The organism is Marinomonas vaga, from assembly GCF_055388305.1.
Window position 1 is genome coordinate 1,665,235 of record NZ_AP043903.1, and the last position, 20,299, is coordinate 1,685,533.

Sequence of the window (20,299 nt, forward strand, 5' to 3'; positions counted from 1 at the left end):
TTCTATTGTCTAGCTAAAAACTGGATATTAGTTTAACTCGTTTTAAGGAAAGTTCCTGCATGCTATCTTTTTTAACCCCTCGTCGTTTTCACGGATTGGTCGCAATTGCCGCATTTGGATTATTGGGTGTGGCTTTTTATATGGAATATCAAATGGGGCTTGAACCATGTCCTTTATGTATGTTCCAGCGCATCATGTTTTTTATGATTGGTGTGTTTGCGCTTATTTCGGCGGTTCGGGGCAAAATTTCTTGGCACCGTAAAATGGCGTGGCCGATTATCTTATTCTCTGTTTTGGGTGCGGCGTTAGCGGTTCGTCATTTGTATTTGCAGAATCTTCCAGCGGATGAATTACCCGCATGCTTGCCGGGATTGAGCTATATGTTTGAGGTCTTTCCATGGCAAGAAATCCTGCAAGCCATGATTATGGGGACTGGAGAATGTGGCGATGTGGTTTGGACCTTTTTAGGTTTAAGTATTCCTGGTTGGACCTTAGTTGCCTTCGTTGCCATGGGCGCTGTGAATTTAGGTATTGCGCTAAAAGCAAAATAATCTCAGATGCAAGCCGTTACACAAGTTGCTCTCTTGGTTACAAAAGCAAGAGGGCTTTATCTTGCAGGGGGTAGTTGAAGGGAATATGCTAAAAACCAAGCATTGTGAAAATGACATTGGTTTAAAATACGCGGTTAGGAGACAAGTCTATGCTAGAACGTTGTAAAACTGCGCAAGAGCGATGGGGTGGTGTTCATTCGATCATTGATCGGTGGCTACAGCAGCGCAAAGGTCTGATTATCAGTTGGGATGAATTGCGCCAAAAGGCCTCATTTACCCCTGCGGATACTCCGAATATTCAAGCTTTCTGTGAGTTGCTGGTAGACTATGTGTCTACGGGGCACTTTGAAGTCTATGAGCAGCTGGCTCTTGAGGCCCGCGATTTTCATGACGATACGGCGTTAGAGTGCTTTAAGCGTCTAATGCCTGAAATCGACAGCAATACGGAAATCGTATTGGAATTCCAAGATAAGTACGATACAGAAGCTCATTGTAATGAACTTCTAGTCGATCTGCCGTTTGCTCTCCAAGCTTTAAGTTTGGTAATGGATGAGCGATTTGGTTATGAGGACCAACTCATTGAAGAGTTACATGAAGCGCACAGTGAACAAAGCGCTTAAATACGCCGTATACGCGTTTACGATTACCCTTGTTGGTTGTTCAGCGGAAGGCCCTGCGGATACCAAAGAAGTAGCAGTTCAAGGGCTCTATTCTGCCGCGTTAAGTGATACCGGTACCGGAGCTGTGATTAGCTCAATACAGCATGGCGGCAGCTATTGGAAAACCGTACAAGGTCAGCGGGTATTTAATTGGAACCATAGGCAAGGGGAGTATACGCCTCTTGTCAGTGTGGATATTGATCCTAGTGGTGATTTTGCGGCCACGGGTGGTGCTCGCACCATGGTGTTGTGGAGCACGGTAACAGGGGAATCCCTAGGGTTTTGGAATACTCCTGGAGATGTGAAGGCTCTAAAATTAACCCGTAACGGGGATTTTGCCTTGGTCGGGATGGACGACCAAACCGCACGTTATTTTGATGTGAAGAATGGCGGCATTCTGCAGACATTGCGCACTGGTGCTGTGGTGCGCTCTGTAGATGTGACCCCCGATGGGCGTTATGGCCTGACTGGGGATGATCTTTATCGGGTAACCCTATGGGACCTTGCGACAGGTGAGGCCAAGTTTACTTGGCAACTAGACAATAACATTGCCACCGTGTCGTTATCTGAAGATGGCTCCTATGCTTTTGGGGCGGCCCAACTTGGAAGTGCTAAAGTCTGGTCAACCTTGACTGGACGAGAGGTGGTGCAAATCGATACAGGCGCTTTGCAATCTCGCAATGTGACCATTAGCCAGGCGACTTTTTCTCCAGATCATCGTCATCTTCTCCTCGGTCAGCAAAACCGTAGGGTGAATTTGGTTAACACGATTACCGGTGATGTGGAGCGCTCCTGGGATTTGCATTTGAAAGATGCTTTGCGGCCAACGGGGGCGGCAGTCTTGGCGTTAGCCTTTGGTGCAGGTCAAACTTATTATGCCGTTGGCAGCAATGGCTTTATCAACGTCTTAAACTAATCCTTTATTCATATGTCTTTTTCGTTTTCTTCTCTCCAGTGCCGTTGGGGAGCTATCGTTGCTATACAAGCTTTTATTGCCGTCGCAGCGGGGGCATTCGGAGCCCATGGGCTTAAACACATGGTGACGCCGCAGAATATTGAGTGGTGGCAAACGGCTTGCCAATATTTAATGTATCACTCTATCGCGGGGTTATTTGTTGTATTGGCTGCAAGTTGGCGGCCGTCTTTTTTACAGTCCGCTAAACTTTTTCTAATGGGTAACGTTTTATTCTCTGGGTCTTTAATGGTGATGACATTGACAGACCTGAGAATACTAGGAGCCATTACGCCTATTGGTGGAGTGCTATATTTAATTGGCTGGGGATGGATTGTGCGGTCTTTCATAAAGTCCGAACAGACCCCTACGAATTAACAGACTTTTTTTTGAGCTTTTAGTACCATACGCGCCTAATTTTTGAACCTGATACTGTGGATTCCCATGCAAGACGAACAAAATACATCAGCCCCTGACATAAAAAAACGTGCGATACGCAGCTTCGTGGTACGTGGTGGACGTATGACGGAAGGACAACAAAAGGCCTATGACGCCAATTGGGCGGTTTACGGCCTTGAAGTGCCTAATGGCCGCATCGTTTACGAGGAAGTGTTTGGCCGTCAATCGGACGTGGTGATTGAAGTCGGATTTGGTATGGGGGCTTCCCTGGTAGAAATGGCGAAGAACGCGCCTGAAAAAGACTTTATTGGTATTGAAGTACATCCTCCTGGGGTGGCAAAACTGATGATGTTGGCGGCAGAGGCTGGCATAAATAATATCCGTGTATATTGCCATGATGCCATTGAAGTGATGGCTGATGCTTTGCCGCAAGGTGAAGCGGCTACTTTCCAATTATTCTTCCCTGATCCTTGGCATAAAAAAAAGCACAACAAACGTCGTATTGTTCAGCCCGTTTTTGCTCAACAAGTTCGAAATATATTAAAAACTGATGGTGTGTTTCATATGGCAACCGATTGGGAACCTTATGCTGAACATATGATGGAAGTAATGGAAGCCCAAGACAATTACGAAAATGTGGCGGGTAAAGGTCATTATCATCCTCGTCCAGATTGGCGTCCGCTAACTAAATTCGAACAACGTGGTGAGCGATTAGGTCATGGCGTTTGGGATTTAATCTATAAAAAGATATAAACAGCACAAGTAAAAACGGATATCATTACGATGGTTTTAATTTTTACTTAAGTAATAAAACGAGGCAAAAGGACGGAAATGGAACATACCCCTCAAATCCGAGATAACGATGAAATTGACTTAGCCGAGCTGTTTTCTAATTTATGGAAAAAACGTTTAGTTGTAGTTTTAGTTGCGCTGCTTGGTTTTACCATTGGCGGCATTGCATTTTTAGTTAAATGGGCAGCCACGCCAAGTAATGTCACTTCTTCAGCGGAAGTACGTTTTAGCTTTAATGGGGTACAGGATGCTCGATACCCAAATGGTCAGCCATTTTCTATTAATGATTTGGTGTCTAGTAATGTTTTAAACGCTGTCTATCAGAGTCAAGACATTGCTGATTATGATATTAGCTTAAGAGATTTTGTGGATGCTGTGAGCATTACGCCATCTGCGACAAACCGTGAGTTTATCGAAGCGCGTTTTAAATCCCTACTAAGCCAAGATCTAACGACCGCGGAAATTAACGAGTTAAACAGTAATTACACTCGTGAATTGCAAGCGGCGAGCCGTCGTTTTGCCCGTATCATGTTGTCCTTGCCTGAAGCTGCAATCCCAGAACAAAAAATGAATGAGATTGTGACCGCTATTCCTGAGCAATGGGCTCGCGAAAGTATTGATAACTATGGTGTATTGGATCTGGTATCTGTTAAACCATTAGACTTTGATGCGTCCTTGTTAGAAAACTATGAGTACTTGGTAATCAGCCGGTATTTGTCCGATTATTTGAATTCACTTCAAGATATTCTCTCCAACCTAAATAGTGATGCTGTTGCAAGATTGTTGACGGATAAAGAGACAGGGCACACTGCGTCTACCTTAGCGAATCAATTAGGTGATGTGCAGGAGTACCACCTGAATGTGTTGAGCCGAATGTTTTCTGCTGCATCAGTGGCCAAAGACCCGGAAAATGCGAAGTTCTACCTTTTAAATGAGCTGATTGCCCGACGTGATCAATTAGATGAAGCCCGTCGTCGTGCTGAGGTAATTGATCAAGCTTATCGTCAATATGTTGCTCAAGAAAGCTCGAAATCTATTTTAGATCAAGCTGGAAGTCGTCCTTCTCCAGCTGGTTCGGTTCAATACGGTGATGAATTCCTGTCAAAACTAATGAGCCTTGGTGATGAACTTTCGGACGCTAAATTTAAGCAAGCCATGCTAAATCGCTCAATTGAGATGAAACTTCAGGCTGAATCAATCGAAAGTGACATTCAAAACCTAGAGCGCAATTATGCAATGTATTCCAAGCAAGGCAGTACGGAGCTGAGCAAATTTACAGTAGAGCGGGCCGAGCAAGAAATTGCTTACTCTTCTGAGAAATTGATGGAAGCTAAAGGGGCTATCGAGCGTATTGTGGCTTTGCGTAGCTCTCGTATTTTGGGACAAACATCGAGCTTGTATGCACTGAATGGTGAGCCCGAAACCACCAGTGGTTTTATGTCTCAAATTAAGTCCTTGATTAAATTCTCAGGACTTGGTCTTGTGGCTGGCGTGTTCTTAGGACTGTTCCTAGCTCTCGTTTTAGCTGTGGTGCGCAAGCCTAAAGTGGCATGAGTTTCATCTAAGCGGATTCGAAACATAAAAAAACCGGCTTAATAGCCGGTTTTTTTATGGTGGAAGTTGCTTTAGATTTCAGCCGCTTCACGAGTGTTACCCGCATCAAAGTACTCTTGGAATACTTTTGGCGTACGACCACGACCACTCCATTCGTGTGTCTCACCATTCCAAGTGATTCGATACTTAGGCTTAACGATCTTTCCTTTAGTAGGATTTGAGCGAGGTGCGCTCAATGCAGCAACCTCTTCAAGCGTTAGGCCGCTCTTTTCAATAAGTTTAGCGATCTCTTCTGCTTGGCGGGCTTTTTCTGCTTCCTGCGCTTGACGTGCCGCTTCGTCTTCTTTCATTTTGATCAAAGCGTTATTGAAGCCTTCGATAAGGTTCTCTAACTGTGCAACGGTCAATTCTTTTGCTGCTGCGCGTGCTTTGGCTTTGTTTCCAGATAGCTCTTGTAATAAGCTCATGGTTTCCCCTATTTTCTGAAACGCATCTAAATGCGAACACAGTTAAGATTTCCTTTCTCGTCTGTGTGTTGAGTGATTAGTAATGAAGCTTGCGAAAATAGAATCGCAAAACTTGTTTTAATATCAAACTTTGCTGACCTTTAATCAAGTCGCAGGTTAAATATTAATAAATATTTCCTTAATGTGCTAATTTTTATATTCGGTAGACAATTCATGAGCAGTAATAATTCCATCGAAAAAACTCTTTCATCTGAGCTTTCTATATCCATATCGATTGTTAAAGAAGTTATTCAGCTTTTCAATGAAGGGGCCACTGTGCCCTTCATTGCACGGTATCGTAAAGAGTTAACAGGTGGAATGTCAGATGAAGCATTAAGAGACTTTCATTCCCGTTGGCACTATCTAATTGAATTAGAAAAACGTAGAGATGCGATTAGTGGATTATTATCTGATCTTCCAAATGTACCAAAAGATGTGTTTAAAGCTCTTTCTCTGGCGAACACTAAGTCGGAACTAGAAGATATTTATGCGCCTTATAAAAAGACTCGTAAGACTAAAGCGGATGCCGCCATAGAGTTGGGGCTATGGGAGTTTGCCTTAGGGCTTTGGAGTGAAGGCTCTAAGCAAGCTCAGAGCTTGTATGCAAAGGTGTCTCCTGCGTTCAAACAGCCGGTGTCTTTCCCGGCCGCGATGGAAGGCGCTCGGGACATTATTTTAGAAAGACTGAGTCAGAATACAGGGCTTATTAAGCAGGCAAAGCTTTGGCTATTTAAAGAAGGGGAGTTAGTAAGTGGTGTTATTCGTGGCAAAAAAGAGCTTGGTGAAAAATATCAAGACTACTTTGAGTACACAGAGTCACTAAAGAAAATCCCTCCCCATCGTTTGTTGGCGCTATTTAGAGGAAAGAAAGAAGCCATACTAAAGTTGAATATTATTAGTGGACAAAAAGAAGCCCCATATTTATTACATAACTCTTCACTGATGATGCCTGTTGGGTTTCCTGAGTCAAAAGAGCGCTCTCCCAGTAAAGAAAAAATCAATTGGTTAAATCAAGCTTGGCAAGAAAAGATACTGCCAAAAATTGAAACAGATATATTGGCGGAATTGAAAGAAAAAGCTGAGGAAAGTGCGATACAAGTCTTCCAATCTAATTTAAAAGACTTGCTCATGGCAGCTCCTGCAGGGGCTAAACGTACCCTTGCTTTGGATCCAGGTTTTCGTAATGGCGTTAAATGGGCCGCTGTCGACGAAAATGGACGCTATTTAGAGTCAGGGGTCGTTTATCCCCATCCACCGCAAAACCGATCCCAAGACGCTAAAGAGCAACTTGCCCGAGCAATTAAGCGATTAAACATAGATTGGGTCGTTATCGGCAATGGTACCGCCTCTCGGGAAACCGAAGTGCTGGCGAAACAATTGATAAAGGAGGCTAACCTTAGTTGTCAGTGCGTCATTGTATCTGAAGCAGGGGCCTCGGTTTACTCAGCTTCAAAAGAGGCCATTCAAGAGTTCCCAGAATTAGATGTCACCATCCGTGGGGCGGTATCCATTGCAAGACGGTTTCAGGATCCCTTAGCAGAGCTGGTGAAGATTGATCCACAAGCTATTGGTGTGGGGCAATATCAGAATGACGTAAAGGCCAATCGATTGAGCCAAGCCCTCGGTGACGTGGTCGAGGACTGTGTGAATGCCGTTGGGGTAGACGTTAACTTAGCATCGGTTTCGCTACTGACCTATGTCTCTGGCCTGACAGAGCGTCTAGCCCAAAACCTGATTGAAATGCGTGAGCAGCTAGGCGGTTTTACTAGCCGTGCTCAGATCAAAAAAGTAAAAGGCATTGGCGATAAGGCCTTTGAACAGTGCGCGGGCTTTTTGCGCATCCGTGGAGGAAAAGAGCCGTTGGATGCTTCCTCCGTTCATCCGGAATCTTATTCTATCGTGCAGGAGATGGCCGCTAAATTGCGCCTAGAAGTCGCCAATCTAATTGGTAATCAAGGTGCCTTATCCCAACTCAAGCTAGTGACTCAATCTAATGATGCCTTGGCTTACACCTATCAAGATATTTTGTCCGAGTTAGCTAAGCCTGGCAGGGATCCACGTCCTGAATTCCATTATGCTCAATTTGATGACAGTGTCTCTGAGGTAGCCGATTTACAGGAAGGCATGCGCTTGGAAGGCGTCGTGACAAACGTCGCTGCATTTGGTGCTTTTGTTGATATCGGCGTTCACCAGGATGGTTTGGTGCATATTTCCCAGCTAGCGGATCGATTTGTCAAAGACCCCCGTGATGAAGTTCGTGTGGGAGAAGTGATTAAAGTGGAAGTGTTAGAAGTGGATGTGAAGCGTAAGCGGATCGCCTTAAAACGAGTCTAGATTGGGTTTAAATCCAACAGGCCTGGCATGCTTTATGGGAGCTGAATCCTTTCAGCGACGAGCTAGCCAGCCATTGATGACAATGGGAAGTATCATGCTATTTCCAGTGCCTTGTCGCGGATGCAAACCGCTTATATGGACCCGCCCGACTGTTGCAAGCTATCTAGACGTCACAGAATAAAGTTGCACGCTTATATTCGGCCTACTTTAATTGAGCATATCTGCTCGGCCATTAAAAGATGTGCACTCACTTCCTCTGAACTCCCACTCGGCTTCAATGAGCCATCGAATTGCCTAGGGTAAGTGAGTCGATTTTATCTGCTTTGTTTTAATAGTCTGCGCAACGCTTTGGGTGTGCCTGTTACAAACGGTTTATGTTTCTTAACTCGTTATTCAATTGTTAACTTTGATACTGTGATTCAGAGCTGCTCAGTAAGCGCCATGCAATTCTTGCAAGCTTATTGGCCAACGCAACGACTATCTTATTTGGGTGTTTTCCATTGCTTTTCATGCGTTTCACCCAGTCAGCTAGGCGACCCGTGGATTCTTCCTTCAGTAAAACCCGATAGGCCGCTCTAGCACCGTGCACCAACTGCTTTCTCAGGTGTTTATTGCCTTGCTTACTTATGCCATTTAAACGCTCTTTTTCACCACTCGATGCTTGCTTGGGGACTAGGCCTAGTGAAGCGGCCACGTGACGGCCACTAGCAAAACGCTTTGGATCACCGATATAGCACCATAGCAATGAAGCATTGATTACTCCTAATCCAGGAACTGCCATGAGTTTCTGACACTCCGTACTGTCTTTTGAGTACTCCTTCAAAATCTGGTCATAACGCTTAACATGTGCTTCTTTTTCTAACCATTGTGATCGTAAGTCAGCCAATAACAATCGCCCTCGATAGGTAATAGGCTGCTCAGCATCTTCCAACAAAGCAGGAAGTAAATTCTTGATTGCGGCTTCGCCGGTTGGGATGACGACGCCCATATCTGCTAGCAAACCACGTATTTCATTACTGGTTGCCACCCGCTCACGAACCAGCCGCTCTCGCACTCGATGAATCGCTTGCAGATCTAATTGCTCCTCACTTTTAACCGAGACAGATGGAATCGATGGCAGTGAAGCTGCTAAAGCGATTGCGGCAGCATCTCGCTGATCATTCTTATTAACCTGAACAAAGGGTTTTACATATTGAGGGGAGATCAGTTTAACTTGATGCCCCATCGCCATAAATTGTCGTGCCCATGCATGAGCACCAATGCAGGCTTCCATGGCGATTAAACAAGGAGACAGATTAGCGACTGAATTTCCAAGCTCTTCCCGTCGCAGCCTTTTCTTTAAAACCTGTTTCCCTTGCTTATTCTGACCATGCAATTGGAAAACATTTTTCGCCAAATCGATGCTTAAGATGCTAATGTTCTTCATAGGACTCGCTCCTTTTAACTTAGATGCCGAACAGGCTTTTGTTTGCACACTAAGCATGGCACATAGTTAGGAGGGCGAGTCCATCTTATTTCCCACTGTCTCTGACGTGTGGGAGCTGAATCCCACAATAACGTCTCCCAAAAGTTCCCATCTCTACAAAAACTAATAATCTGCCCCTATTCGACAAATACCGTCAACCAACTGTAAAGACACTTGTCCCATCTACCCTCGAGGCATAAATTCGATTCACGCCTTGTGCTTGGCATATCACTCCAAGAAATCAAGGTGTGCAGGTGAAGGGGTTCACTTTGGTAAAGTGACTGTATAAAAGAGCATTGGATCGCTCATTTATGCTACAACGGTACCTTGGATCGATTTGCGAAGCACAAGGCGTCTCTCATTCAAACCATCTCGTTTGTTTCCACGCTTGAAATTTGATTTCGCACCCCAAACAAGTTCTTATCTAAAGACATTTATAAATCCACAAGCAACGGAACGAGTTCTCATGAAAAAAACATTAGTCGCAGCGCTGGTTATGTCCTCTGTCTCACTGGCACAAGCGGCCGACACACCAGAATTAGACAGCAAAGAACAGAAGCTTGGTTACGCCATTGGCACCATGTTCGGTGGCCGCATGGCAAGTGACTTCGACGGTCTAGATCTAGAAGCGTTTAAAGCAGGGTTTGAAGACTCGTTCACAGGCGCTGAGCCAAAAATGACGATGGAAGAAGTACAATCTACTATCCAAGCCTTCCAACAAGAGCAAATGGCAGCAGCCCAAGCAGAGCAAGCAAAAATGGCAGAACAAGCCAAAGCTGACTCTCAAGCATGGCTGGACGAAAAAGCAAAAGAAGACGGTGCGGAGACAACTGACTCTGGCCTAGTCTACAAAGTGATCAGTGAAGGTGATGGCGAGAAACCAGCGGCTACTGACACGGTCAAAGTGAACTACGAAGGCAAGCTAATCGACGGCACCGTATTCGACAGCTCCTACGAGCGCGGCGAGCCGATCTCCTTCCCTCTTGACCAAGTGATTGCAGGCTGGACAGAAGGCGTACAACTGATGACCGTTGGCTCCAAATACGAATTCTACATCCCATCTGACCTAGCCTACGGCCCAGGTGGTACAGGCCCAATCCCACCTAACGCAGCACTACAATTTACCGTTGAGCTACTGGACATCGAAACACCAGAAGAAGCACCAGCAGAGTAAAATACCGATGCAATAAAAAAGGCCTCAACCGAGGCCTTTTTTGTGGGCGATTATCCAGACATGTAGGAGCTGAATCCTCTCAGCGACAAGAGCAGCAACCTCTATGGTGCCCAGAAACTAACTAAGCTTCCCCCTTCGCCTCACGCTCCGCCCAACGAGTAGCCGCCCAAAAGAATGCAATCGGAAACACATACATCATCACACCAATGTTGTGACTAAACATGGACTGAGTCAGAGCAAAATCCATATAACTCATAGGCACCAAAGCCCCTGCCATAGAATAGGCCTTCACATTCCAATTATCTTTGTACTTACGCATCTTGGCTAAAAACAAACGAAGGGGAACAAGATAAACGGCCATCAAGGCCAAGAAGCCAACAATCCCACGCAAACCTAAGGCATCAATATATTCGTTATGGGCATGGGAAAATTGCGCCGCAGCTGGAGCCATCTTACCTTGATCAGCAAGCTGTTTCTTCAGCTCCATTCCATGATATTCCCCAACCCCAACTATCGGAGAAGTTGTAAACAAATACAGATTGGCTTTCCACATTTCAAACCTCAAACCAACCGAGGTGTTTGGATTCCCTGCTACATAAGCTTCTACATTGTGAACCGCAGCTTGAAGCCTTTGAGTAACCCCCAAACTAGGAACGCTTAAAATCGCGCCCAAGCTAACAGCTCCAATCAACAGAAGCCCGACAATGAGTTTTTTGCCAAGTAATTCTCGGCTCTGCCATAAGAGGAAAAATAAAATAAGAGGAACCGCAACCCAACCACCTCTCGAGCCTGATAAAAGAGAGCCCAAAACACCTGAAAGAGCTGCCAATAATGCAATTACCGTATAAGCGAATTGTCGCTTAGAAAAGAAATATAAAGCAGCTACGGCACACAAGAGCCCCAAAAGCATTGAAGTATCACCGAACATAATCGGGTGTTCACCGCCCTTAGCTCTTGAATAGTTCAAGGCAAAACGCTCATAAACAGCAATACCCAAGGCCCCAAAAGAGCCTATAATAGCCCCTAACCATAGAGCCACTTTTGGACCGTTACAGTAGAGCATCAGCAAAAACGCAGGAATCACAAACAAGAATCTGGAAGGCCTGTCTAATTCTCTTGTATGCCAACCATCTAAATAAACAAAACCAACCATCAAGAGAAAGTAGATAAAGAAAACAACGACAAGGAGCAAATCACCTGTTGTTAACTTTATTTTATCTTTCAGAAAAGGGACACTTAAACCCGCTATAAACAACACAGCCATACCAATGCTGTAACCATTTGGGACCACAAGTGACAGCGCAAAACTCAGGCCTACCAACCACCAAACACTTTTCTTCATTACAAGCATTACAATATGTTCCTTATTTTGGGAAAAGCATTCTAAACATTATGGGAATATCTTTCTAATCTTCTGCAGGGTTTGATAAACTCAAGATCAAATTTTTTTTAGTGTCGATAAAATACTAGATTTAACATTCAATTAAAGCATTTATCTTTTAATTTTGCTGTAACAAGGACATATCATGCAGATAATCCCCGTAATTCTTTCTGGTGGCGTTGGCAGCCGTTTATGGCCTCTTTCTCGAGAGCATTTCCCAAAGCAATGCTTAAACCTAGCCCACGACCACCTTTCATTACTACAGCAAACTGCGCAAAGAACCCAACACCTGGATGTTTCAGCTCCAATTATTGTTTGTAATGATGACCATAGGTTCTTAATCGCACAACAGCTTCAAGAACTGGGAATAAAAGATGCGAGTATCATTCTAGAACCCGTTGGGCGTAATACTGCTCCAGCCATAGCCTTGGCTGCACTAGAAGCTAACTCAGATGATGCCATGCTGCTTGTGCTCCCTGCAGATCATGTTATCAATGATATCAGGGCGTTCGAAGAAGCCATTTCACAAGCGACGTCATTCGCAGAAGCGGACAACTTAGTAACATTTGGAATCACGCCTACTCGCCCAGAGACAGGCTATGGCTACATCAAAGCTGGCGAAAATCATGATGTGGAAAAATTCGTAGAGAAACCAGATTCTGATACCGCAGAAAAGTACCTAGCATCGGGAGATTACCTTTGGAATAGCGGTATGTTCCTATTTAAAGCAGGCACATTCTTATCTGAGCTAAAATCTCACCGTGAAGATATTTATCAAGCCGTCTCCAATGCATACCAAAACAAATCTCAAGATCTAGACTTCGTTCGAGTTGATACTGAGCTCTTTTCTGCCTGCCCGGAAGAATCTATTGACTACGCTGTAATGGAGCCAACCAAGCAAGCAAAAGTAGTCCCTTATTCTGGCGATTGGAGTGACATCGGTGCTTGGGATGCATTGTATGACTTCGCTGACAAAGATAGCGATCAAAACGTCCTAATTGGCGATGTCATGGCAGAAGACACCAACAATACCCTCATCAACGCTAAATCTCGATTAGTAGCCGCGGTAGGCGTCAATAACCTTGCCATTATCGAAACAGCTGACGCAGTGTTAGTGATCGATAAAAACAACGCTCAAAGCGTCAAAAAAATTGTTAAGCGTATTCAAAAGGAAGGCCGTGAAGAGCATGCCTTCCACACGACTGTCCACAGACCTTGGGGAACTTACCAAACCGTAGATCTAGGCAACCGTCACCAAGTTAAACGCATCATGGTAAAACCAGGTGAAAAACTAAGTGTGCAGATGCATCACCACCGTGCAGAACACTGGGTAGTCGTCTCAGGTACGGCCAAAGTTCAAAATGGTGACAAAGAAATTTTGCTGACTGAAAATGAATCCACTTACATCCCAATTGGCGAGATCCATGCTTTAGAAAACCCAGGTAAAATCCCTCTGGAGCTTATCGAAGTTCAGTCAGGCAGTTACCTAGGTGAAGATGATATTGTTCGTTTCAGTGACCGTTACGGCCGATAATCATAGGGAAGCTTGCACATGAAAACGTTAAAAGAATTGAGCCAAGATGGAAATGTGAGCTTTGGCACCAGCGGCGTGAGAGCGTTGGTGACAGACTTAACACCTCAAATCAACTACGCTTATGCTAGAGCATTCCTAACGCAGGTATGCCCTAGTGCGCGAACAGTCGCTATCGGCATTGACCTTAGACCGAGCAGCCCTTCTATTGCTAACGCAATGATCTTGGCGGCAGAAGACCTAAATATAGAAGTTATATTCTGTGGTGAACTACCAACACCCGCATTAGCGTACTTTGCCATGACACAGCAAATCCCAAGTATCATGGTCACTGGCAGTCATATTCCTTTTGACCGTAATGGCTTTAAATTCTATACCCCACAGGGTGAAATCACTAAAGCCCATGAGCAAGCGATACTCTCATCTTTTATTACTTTAGATAATCCTCTACAGGGGCGTTCACCTCAGGAAGTAAAGGTCGACTCTAAAGCACTAGATACATTCAAAGAGCGATACGTGTCTATTTTCCCAGATGGTTTTATGAAAGGGAAACGCATAGGGATATACGAACACTCAAGTGTTGCTAGGGATATCATTAAAGATCTGCTTAACTACTTTGGTGCTGAGGTGGTTTCATTAGAGCGTACCGACACCTTTGTTCCGATTGATACCGAAGCTGTCTCAAAAGAAGACCAACAAAAAGCATTATCTTGGTCTATAGAGCATAACCTAGACAGCATTCTGTCCACAGATGGAGATGGTGACCGCCCCCTTATCAGTGATGAAGACGGAAAATGGCTACGAGGGGATGTCGTCGGCATCTTGGTATCTCAATACCTAAAAGCGACACATGTAAGCTGCCCGATTAATGCTAATACGGCGCTAGAAATATCCAACCCTGAACTCGTTACACTTCGCACCCGCATCGGCTCACCCTATGTTATTGAGGGGATGGAGCAACTTGCTTCAGAAAACCAAGGTGCATCTGTTATTGGTTATGAGGCAAATGGTGGCTTTTTAACTGGCAGTAGCTTTGAAGTTAATACATCCATATTAACGCCTCTACCGACCAGAGATTCAATTCTGCCAATGCTTGCTATACTCGCTAGCTCAGTGGAAAGAAATAAACCAATCAGAGAGCTAGCATCCTCATTATCAGCACGCTATACAGCAAGCGATCGAATAAAAGACATACCAAGCGACACAAGCAAAAGGCTCATATCAAAACTGATCTCCGATCAAACGACAAAGTTAAGCTTAATCAAAACTATATCAGAACAAGATCAAGTCGATGTTACTAACATAAATGAAACAGATGGACTAAGACTCACCTTATCAAGTCAAGATATCGTTCATTTTCGCGCTTCTGGTAATGCTCCTGAACTTAGATGCTATGCTGAGTCAGAAAGCCAATCCCGAGCAGAAAATTTGGTAGATATTTCGTTGGACTGGGCAAAAACAAATAAATAAAGATATAAAAAAACAGGCTCAAATGAGCCTGTTTTTTTAATATGCGTTTTTGTTTATAAAGCCTTTAAAAACAGTCGCTATGATTATCTTTATATCAAGCCATAGTGACCAATTATCAATATACCAGAGATCATATTCCACACGCTTTTTCATCTTGTCTAGCGTATCCGTTTCACCTCGGTACCCATTGACTTGCGCCCAACCAGTAATACCCGGTTTAACCATATGGCGTCGCATATAAGACTCCACAAGATCTTTATAATACTCATTGTGCGCTAAGGCATGCGGCCGCGGGCCCACGATAGACATGTGACCTTGGAGGACATTGATAAATTGGGGAAGTTCATCTAGAGATGTACGACGTAAGAAACCACCAATAGGCGTCAGCCGGGAATCATTCTTAGTGGCCTGAGTCACCTGACCAGCTTTCTCTTGATGCACCTTCATCGATCTGAACTTGTAGACCTTTACTTCTTGACCGTTGGCACCTGTTCTAGCTTGCTTAAATAAAATGGGGCCTTTCGATGTTAATTTCACAGCACAAGCAATACCAATACAGATAGGAGAGATTAACAGCAGGATCATACTCCCAATTACCAAATCCTCTATGCGCTTAAGAACCCTTGCCTGGCCAGACATTGGCGTGACACTTAAATCAATAGCATACCTTCCAACGACTTCAGAGACGCGATGATTTAATAAACGAACATCTTTGAATTCAGGAAGATACCTTACCTCAATGGTTTCATTACGCAGAGCATACATGATTGATCGAACTATCCCTCCCATCTCTAAAGGCAGACATATCCAAACTTCATTAGCGCCTGAAAGGCGTATTTTCTCAGCTATATCAACAAGATCGTAAGCATCATTTTTACTTCTGATCCTGATTACGGAAGCCAAGGTATAAGAATTATTAGAAAAATCTCTAAGCCTTGAGCCAATAGAGCTGATAGAATTATTATCACCTATAATTAATATATTCCTTCTAAAGAAGCCTTTACGCTGAAAGTAAAATAACGATAATCTACTTATTAGGCGATAAATTACTAATACAGTAAAAGACAAAAGGAAAGAAAGGGAAATCCAATATCTATCAAAATTAGATGATTCATTTAGAAAATATATAAAAACAACTGTTACAAATGCTGAAAAAGATATGCTAGCCAAAATAGATTTAATAACACTTAAAACTGAATTAGATATCCAATTTGAGTAATCATCGTCAGATAGAGCCGATATAAAATAAGCCAAAGACATTGTAAATATGGCTATTATATATCTATCATGTAAATGAAACGTACCCTTAACATAAAAATGGGACAACATCGAGCAAAATAGAATAGAAAACAAGTCAACAAGCAAAACCCATATTAATGAGCTCTTTTTTTCAAACGTTTTTCTAGTCATAAAATTCACCTAAACCATAGACAGAAGTGTATCTCGAATGTCATATCTCCATTCCATTTTTGCAATTGATTGAAGTTTAGATGGATCACCACATAATGATTTAATCTCATTTTCCCTAACAAACAAAGGGTTTACAGCTACCTCTTTATCAGTGTTAAAAATTTCATTCGTTAACTTAATAATATCCTCAAGAGAGACTAAACGGCCAGAACAAATATTTACAATCTCTCCACTTGAAAAATCACTATTCAACAATTTAAAGTAGGCATCACAAACATCTCTGATATCATTAAACTCACGACTGACATCTAAGTTGCCCAATTCTAGCGATGAATCTCTTTTATATGCATCAATAATTTTCGGAATCAAAAAGATACCATTTTGACCTGGACCAACATAATTAAAAGGCCTAACAACAAGGATATTCATAAAATCAGAATATGTCTGAGCAATATGCTCCATAGAAAGCTTACTACAACCATAATGATTTACTGGGTAAGGTGTCATATCTTCGGATAACACACCAGAGGAATGATTCCCATACACTGCTGCACTACTAGCTAGTATAATTCTCTTATATTTATTTGAAGGCAATAACTTAATTGCTTCAAGTAAATTGACAGTACCGACAACATTGACATTATAGTATTTTGATAGGTCATCGAAATTTGAAAATGAAACTGCTGCTAAATGCACTACATAATCAGGGTCAAGCAATTTAATTTCGTTTTTCAATTCTTCGAGATTTAAAATATTAGAACTCAAATTGAAACACTTTAGTCCTTTTGACTCCAAATAGCGCTTCAAAAAAGAGCCGGTAAAACCGGCCCCTCCAGTGATAAGAACCTTAGAATGAAGCATCAATTTCATTCCTTCTGAGGTCTTCTTTAACCATCATTGCGCACAATTCTTCCAAAGAGACATTTGGTACCCAGTTAAGCTCAGACTGGGCCTTTGTCGCATCACCAATCAGCAATTCAACTTCGGCAGGACGATAGAACTTAGGATTTACTTTAACAACCTCTTTCCCAGTACTAACATCAACAGCAACTTCTTTTTCGCCACAACCTCGGAATTCAAGCTCAATATCTACTGCCTTGAATGCTAGCCTCACGAAATCCCTAACCGTTTCCGTACGATTAGTGGATAAAACGTATGTATCAGGCTTATCACTTTGAAGCATAAGGTACATACCTTCAACATATTCTTCAGCGTAGCCCCAATCGCGCTTTGCATCCATATTACCAAGCTCCAATACATCTAATTTGTTTAGTTTGATCTTTGCGACTGCATCTGTAATCTTCCTTGTAACAAATTCAAGGCCACGCAAAGGAGACTCGTGATTAAACAAAATACCACTACTAGCAAAGATACCATAAGATTCACGATAGTTTATAGTAATCCAATGCGCATAAAGCTTCGCAACACCGTATGGGCTGCGTGGATAAAATGGAGTTGTTTCTTTTTGAGGAATCTCTTGAACCTCCCCAAACATCTCAGATGTAGAGGCCTGATAAAATTTTATTCCTGTATCAACAATCCTAATCGCTTCTAAAAGATGCAATGCACCCAACCCTGTAATATGAGCCGTAGCTACTGGCTGGTCAAAAGACACACCGACAAAACTCTGTGCAGCAAGATTATAAATCTCATCAGGTTTTATCTCTGATACCATACGAATAGCGCTTGTTGCATCGGTTAGATCATATTCAATTAGACTAAGATTTGGATCATTTTCAATACCTAAATCCTTTATACGCCAAAAGTTCACGGAAGCCGTTCTTCTATAAGTTCCGTAGACCTTATAATTTTTAGATAATAAAAGTTTCGCTAGATAAGCGCCATCTTGACCAGTTATACCTGTTATGATAGCAGTTTTCATTTTTCTTCCTTCCAAATTAAGTACTGTTGATCTACATAATCTTTAAATTGATTAACAAACCTTTCATCGCTAAACCTTTTTGCATTTTCAATACAATCAATCGGTTTAATCGACAATCCGCTAGCTTCAAACTCAGTAATAGCATTAGCTAGAGAGTCTACCGATTGCTCGTTGAAAAATAACCCTGTAGCATTCTCTTTATCTGAGCCAATAATCGTTTCTAATGCACCACCTTTTGCATAAGCTATCACTGGTGTCCCAGAAGCTTGCGCTTCAAGTGGCGCAATACCAAAATCTTCTTCGGCAGCAAAAATATATGCCTTAGCCTTCGACAGATGGTCTTTTAAAACAGAGAAAGGCTGATGCCCCATGATAATAACATTTTTTCCCGCAATAGCTCTAACCTTTTCAAATTCTGGACCATCTCCTATTACTATCAGTTTTTTTTCTGGAAAGCGTTGGCTAAAAGTCTGAACAATTAAGTCAATTCTTTTATACGGCACCATACGAGAAGACGTCATATAAAAATCTTCCCGAACATTTGATTCAAATTCATTAACATAAACAGGAGGATAAATTACAACGGAGTCTCTCCTGTATATTTTGTTAATACGCCTTTCAATAAATTTCGAGATAGAAATAAAACGATCCACGCTGTTAGCGGTACGCAGATCCCAAATTCGAATTTTATGGAGAAACCATTTAGCAAATAAACCTTTTATACCATTATTCAAACCAGACTCTTTAAGATACTGATGTTGTAGATCCCAAGCGTACCTGATTGGGCTGTAACACATACATATGTGCAATTGATTTGGTGACGTAATCACGCCTTTCGCAACTGCATGCGAAGAAGATATTACAAGGTCATAAGTAGATAAATCAAACTGCTCAATCGCTAGAGGCATTAAAGGCAAATATGATCGATATTTTTTCTTAGCTAGAGGTAGATTTTGAATAAAAGAGGTATTGACACTTTTCCCCTTAATAAAGAATCTTTTGTCGTCATCCAAAAAGTCAACGGTACTAAATAGATCTGCCTCCGGATAACACTCTAGCATCTTTTCAAGAACTCTTTCCGCCCCAGCATAAGTTACTAGCCAATCATGTATAATAGCAACTTTCATCTATTCACCCTTTAATAATCCAATAATTTTTTTTGCGGAAAGCTCCCAATCAAAGCGCATCAAATTCTTTAATCCGTTATCTCTCAGTTTATCCATAAGCCTTTGGTCAGAGAGAACTAATTTAATTTTCTCTGCCATATCGGATGAATTCCTAGCATCAAAATATACAGCACTGTCTTCTAACACTTCAGGCATACATGCAGAATCAGATGAAATAACAGGACAAGAATGCTGTTGTGCCTCTGTAGGAGGGAGACCAAACCCTTCGTACAAAGAAGGAAAAACAAAAGCTTCAGCGTAATTGTAAATACTAGGTAGATCTTTTTGATCCACGTAGCCAGTAAAGATCACTCTATTAGAAAGCTGCTCACTATCATTTAAAATCTCAAAAACACTGGAATCACTATTAATAAAACCGTCTTTTCTACCAACAACAACCAAATTTACAAAAGGTATTTTCTCTACAGCCTTTAGCAACCCCTTAATATTCTTGTGAGGCTTGACGTTGCCAACAAACAATATGTACTTTTGAGGAAGTTTATACTTATCAAAAATTTTTCTATTGTAGCCATCTACCTTAAAAGAAGTATCAACACCACAATAAACAACATTTACATCTTTATTAGGCTTTAGATACTTAATTATTTCAGACCGGGAAAAAAGAGAGTCAGTTAAAACTGTTTGACTAAGAGTGACTGCACACTTCAACATCAACTTGGAATAAAGCCTCTCTTTCCAACTAAGAATATCAGGAAATGCAAGATGACAAACATCGTGAATAGTTACACACCGTTTTTTTGCCTGAGGCAAAAAAAGCGGGATATTATAATGGGGAGACCAAAATATATCGCAACTCGGTACCTGTTTAAAAAGGTAATACTGTTCAGAAATTGAGTAAACTGATGCATTTAGAGGAATCACTGAAACAGAATTCAAAACCTCATCCGATAAATGTATAATTTCCTTTTCATTAAGAAGTAATGACACATCGAACTCTTCAATAAAAAATGGAAGTAGGGAAGTCAAGTAAGTCCCAATTCCAGAAGATTTATGCATCCTAAAATCAATGACTAATTTTTTTTTCAAAACAGTGTAACCTTTACGATTATATT

General features: G+C 42.3%; 18 protein-coding genes. 10 read left to right on the forward strand and 8 right to left on the reverse strand.

The genetic code is table 11. The features are described 5' to 3' along the window. The first annotated feature begins 59 nt into the window (after positions 1–59). From ACZ5DR_RS07730 to ACZ5DR_RS07755, 6 genes are all read left to right on the forward strand, one after another. Positions 60–551 (forward strand): disulfide bond formation protein B, encoded by a 492-nt coding sequence (locus tag ACZ5DR_RS07730; protein WP_377366487.1) that lies wholly within the window; start codon positions 60–62, stop codon positions 549–551. Positions 552–700: 149 nt separating this feature from the next. Next, complete coding sequence (gene rsd / locus ACZ5DR_RS07735) at positions 701–1,171, forward strand: sigma D regulator (RefSeq protein WP_377366486.1); 471 nt, start codon at positions 701–703, stop codon at positions 1,169–1,171. Then, positions 1,143–2,126, forward strand: a complete 984-nt coding sequence (locus ACZ5DR_RS07740) for a WD40 repeat domain-containing protein (RefSeq protein WP_377366485.1) — start codon at positions 1,143–1,145, stop codon at positions 2,124–2,126. The genes rsd and ACZ5DR_RS07740 overlap by 29 nt, the downstream gene beginning before the upstream one ends. A 120-nt stretch (positions 2,127–2,246) precedes the next feature. Further along, positions 2,247–2,540 carry a DUF423 domain-containing protein gene (locus ACZ5DR_RS07745; RefSeq protein ID WP_464543910.1) on the forward strand — a complete coding sequence of 98 codons (294 nt, stop codon included), beginning with the start codon at positions 2,247–2,249 and terminating at the stop codon, positions 2,538–2,540. 66 nt (positions 2,541–2,606) lie between these two features. After that, entirely contained in the window at positions 2,607–3,314 is a 708-nt protein-coding gene (trmB, locus tag ACZ5DR_RS07750; protein ID WP_377366483.1) for a tRNA (guanosine(46)-N7)-methyltransferase TrmB, read from the forward strand. A gap of 78 nt (positions 3,315–3,392) precedes the next feature. Then, a complete protein-coding gene (locus ACZ5DR_RS07755; protein WP_377366482.1) occupies positions 3,393–4,907 on the forward strand; it encodes a Wzz/FepE/Etk N-terminal domain-containing protein in 1,515 nt (504 codons plus the stop codon). Positions 4,908–4,978: 71 nt separating this feature from the next. On the opposite strand, the gene ACZ5DR_RS07760 is transcribed toward ACZ5DR_RS07755, so the two are convergent. Beyond that, positions 4,979–5,374 carry an H-NS histone family protein gene (locus tag ACZ5DR_RS07760; RefSeq protein WP_377366481.1) on the reverse strand — a complete coding sequence of 132 codons (396 nt, stop codon included), beginning with the start codon at positions 5,372–5,374 and terminating at the stop codon, positions 4,979–4,981. 213 nt (positions 5,375–5,587) lie between these two features. Between ACZ5DR_RS07760 and ACZ5DR_RS07765 the strand changes: the two genes are divergently transcribed. Beyond that, on the forward strand, positions 5,588–7,747 hold the full coding sequence (locus ACZ5DR_RS07765; RefSeq protein ID WP_377366480.1) for a Tex family protein: 2,160 nt from the start codon (positions 5,588–5,590) through the stop codon (positions 7,745–7,747). A gap of 400 nt (positions 7,748–8,147) precedes the next feature. On the opposite strand, the gene ACZ5DR_RS07770 is transcribed toward ACZ5DR_RS07765, so the two are convergent. Next, the gene (locus tag ACZ5DR_RS07770) at positions 8,148–9,173 is read right to left on the reverse strand and encodes an IS110 family RNA-guided transposase (RefSeq protein ID WP_377370086.1); all 1,026 of its coding nucleotides are present in this window, start codon (positions 9,171–9,173) and stop codon (positions 8,148–8,150) included. Positions 9,174–9,678: 505 nt separating this feature from the next. Here ACZ5DR_RS07770 and ACZ5DR_RS07775 point away from each other — a divergent pair. Further along, positions 9,679–10,386: an FKBP-type peptidyl-prolyl cis-trans isomerase gene (locus ACZ5DR_RS07775; protein WP_377366850.1), complete on the forward strand. Its 708-nt coding sequence runs from the start codon at positions 9,679–9,681 to the stop codon at positions 10,384–10,386. A gap of 121 nt (positions 10,387–10,507) precedes the next feature. On the opposite strand, the gene ACZ5DR_RS07780 is transcribed toward ACZ5DR_RS07775, so the two are convergent. Continuing rightward, positions 10,508–11,737, reverse strand: coding sequence for an O-antigen ligase family protein (locus ACZ5DR_RS07780; protein WP_377366848.1), 1,230 nt, complete (start codon positions 11,735–11,737; stop codon positions 10,508–10,510). Between the two features lie 175 nt (positions 11,738–11,912). Between ACZ5DR_RS07780 and ACZ5DR_RS07785 the strand changes: the two genes are divergently transcribed. After that, entirely contained in the window at positions 11,913–13,301 is a 1,389-nt protein-coding gene (locus tag ACZ5DR_RS07785) for a mannose-1-phosphate guanylyltransferase/mannose-6-phosphate isomerase (protein WP_464543893.1), read from the forward strand. 18 nt (positions 13,302–13,319) lie between these two features. Beyond that, positions 13,320–14,768, forward strand: coding sequence for a phosphomannomutase (locus ACZ5DR_RS07790; protein ID WP_377366846.1), 1,449 nt, complete (start codon positions 13,320–13,322; stop codon positions 14,766–14,768). Between the two features lie 36 nt (positions 14,769–14,804). On the opposite strand, the gene ACZ5DR_RS07795 is transcribed toward ACZ5DR_RS07790, so the two are convergent. The 5 genes from ACZ5DR_RS07795 to ACZ5DR_RS07815 are packed head-to-tail and all read right to left on the reverse strand — an operon-like array spanning position 14,805 to position 20,273. Beyond that, entirely contained in the window at positions 14,805–16,178 is a 1,374-nt protein-coding gene (locus ACZ5DR_RS07795; protein ID WP_377366844.1) for an undecaprenyl-phosphate glucose phosphotransferase, read from the reverse strand. Positions 16,179–16,187: 9 nt separating this feature from the next. Next, positions 16,188–17,039, reverse strand: coding sequence for an NAD-dependent epimerase/dehydratase family protein (locus ACZ5DR_RS07800; RefSeq protein WP_377366842.1), 852 nt, complete (start codon positions 17,037–17,039; stop codon positions 16,188–16,190). Continuing rightward, positions 17,026–18,060, reverse strand: coding sequence for a GDP-mannose 4,6-dehydratase (gmd, locus tag ACZ5DR_RS07805; protein WP_377366840.1), 1,035 nt, complete (start codon positions 18,058–18,060; stop codon positions 17,026–17,028). Before gmd ends, ACZ5DR_RS07800 begins: the two co-directional genes overlap by 14 nt. Next, positions 18,057–19,187, reverse strand: a complete 1,131-nt coding sequence (locus ACZ5DR_RS07810) for a glycosyltransferase family 4 protein (protein ID WP_377366838.1) — start codon at positions 19,185–19,187, stop codon at positions 18,057–18,059. Before ACZ5DR_RS07810 ends, gmd begins: the two co-directional genes overlap by 4 nt. Continuing rightward, complete coding sequence (locus ACZ5DR_RS07815; protein WP_377366836.1) at positions 19,188–20,273, reverse strand: glycosyltransferase family 4 protein; 1,086 nt, start codon at positions 20,271–20,273, stop codon at positions 19,188–19,190. Between the last annotated feature and the right edge of the window lie 26 nt (positions 20,274–20,299).

Bases quoted from the DNA above. Each gene is read 5' to 3' on its own strand.
- ACZ5DR_RS07730 (WP_377366487.1), top strand. From the start codon at position 60: ATGCTATCTTTTTTAACCCCTCGTCGTTTTCACGGATTGGTCGCAATT.
- rsd (WP_377366486.1), top strand. From the start codon at position 701: ATGCTAGAACGTTGTAAAACTGCGCAAGAGCGATGGGGTGGTGTTCAT.
- ACZ5DR_RS07740 (WP_377366485.1), top strand. From the start codon at position 1,143: ATGAAGCGCACAGTGAACAAAGCGCTTAAATACGCCGTATACGCGTTT.
- ACZ5DR_RS07745 (WP_464543910.1), top strand. From the start codon at position 2,247: ATGGTGACGCCGCAGAATATTGAGTGGTGGCAAACGGCTTGCCAATAT.
- trmB (WP_377366483.1), top strand. From the start codon at position 2,607: ATGCAAGACGAACAAAATACATCAGCCCCTGACATAAAAAAACGTGCG.
- ACZ5DR_RS07755 (WP_377366482.1), top strand. From the start codon at position 3,393: ATGGAACATACCCCTCAAATCCGAGATAACGATGAAATTGACTTAGCC.
- ACZ5DR_RS07760 (WP_377366481.1), bottom strand. From the start codon at position 5,374: ATGAGCTTATTACAAGAGCTATCTGGAAACAAAGCCAAAGCACGCGCA.
- ACZ5DR_RS07765 (WP_377366480.1), top strand. From the start codon at position 5,588: ATGAGCAGTAATAATTCCATCGAAAAAACTCTTTCATCTGAGCTTTCT.
- ACZ5DR_RS07770 (WP_377370086.1), bottom strand. From the start codon at position 9,173: ATGAAGAACATTAGCATCTTAAGCATCGATTTGGCGAAAAATGTTTTC.
- ACZ5DR_RS07775 (WP_377366850.1), top strand. From the start codon at position 9,679: ATGAAAAAAACATTAGTCGCAGCGCTGGTTATGTCCTCTGTCTCACTG.
- ACZ5DR_RS07780 (WP_377366848.1), bottom strand. From the start codon at position 11,737: ATGCTTGTAATGAAGAAAAGTGTTTGGTGGTTGGTAGGCCTGAGTTTT.
- ACZ5DR_RS07785 (WP_464543893.1), top strand. From the start codon at position 11,913: ATGCAGATAATCCCCGTAATTCTTTCTGGTGGCGTTGGCAGCCGTTTA.
- ACZ5DR_RS07790 (WP_377366846.1), top strand. From the start codon at position 13,320: ATGAAAACGTTAAAAGAATTGAGCCAAGATGGAAATGTGAGCTTTGGC.
- ACZ5DR_RS07795 (WP_377366844.1), bottom strand. From the start codon at position 16,178: ATGACTAGAAAAACGTTTGAAAAAAAGAGCTCATTAATATGGGTTTTG.
- ACZ5DR_RS07800 (WP_377366842.1), bottom strand. From the start codon at position 17,039: ATGCTTCATTCTAAGGTTCTTATCACTGGAGGGGCCGGTTTTACCGGC.
- gmd (WP_377366840.1), bottom strand. From the start codon at position 18,060: ATGAAAACTGCTATCATAACAGGTATAACTGGTCAAGATGGCGCTTAT.
- ACZ5DR_RS07810 (WP_377366838.1), bottom strand. From the start codon at position 19,187: ATGAAAGTTGCTATTATACATGATTGGCTAGTAACTTATGCTGGGGCG.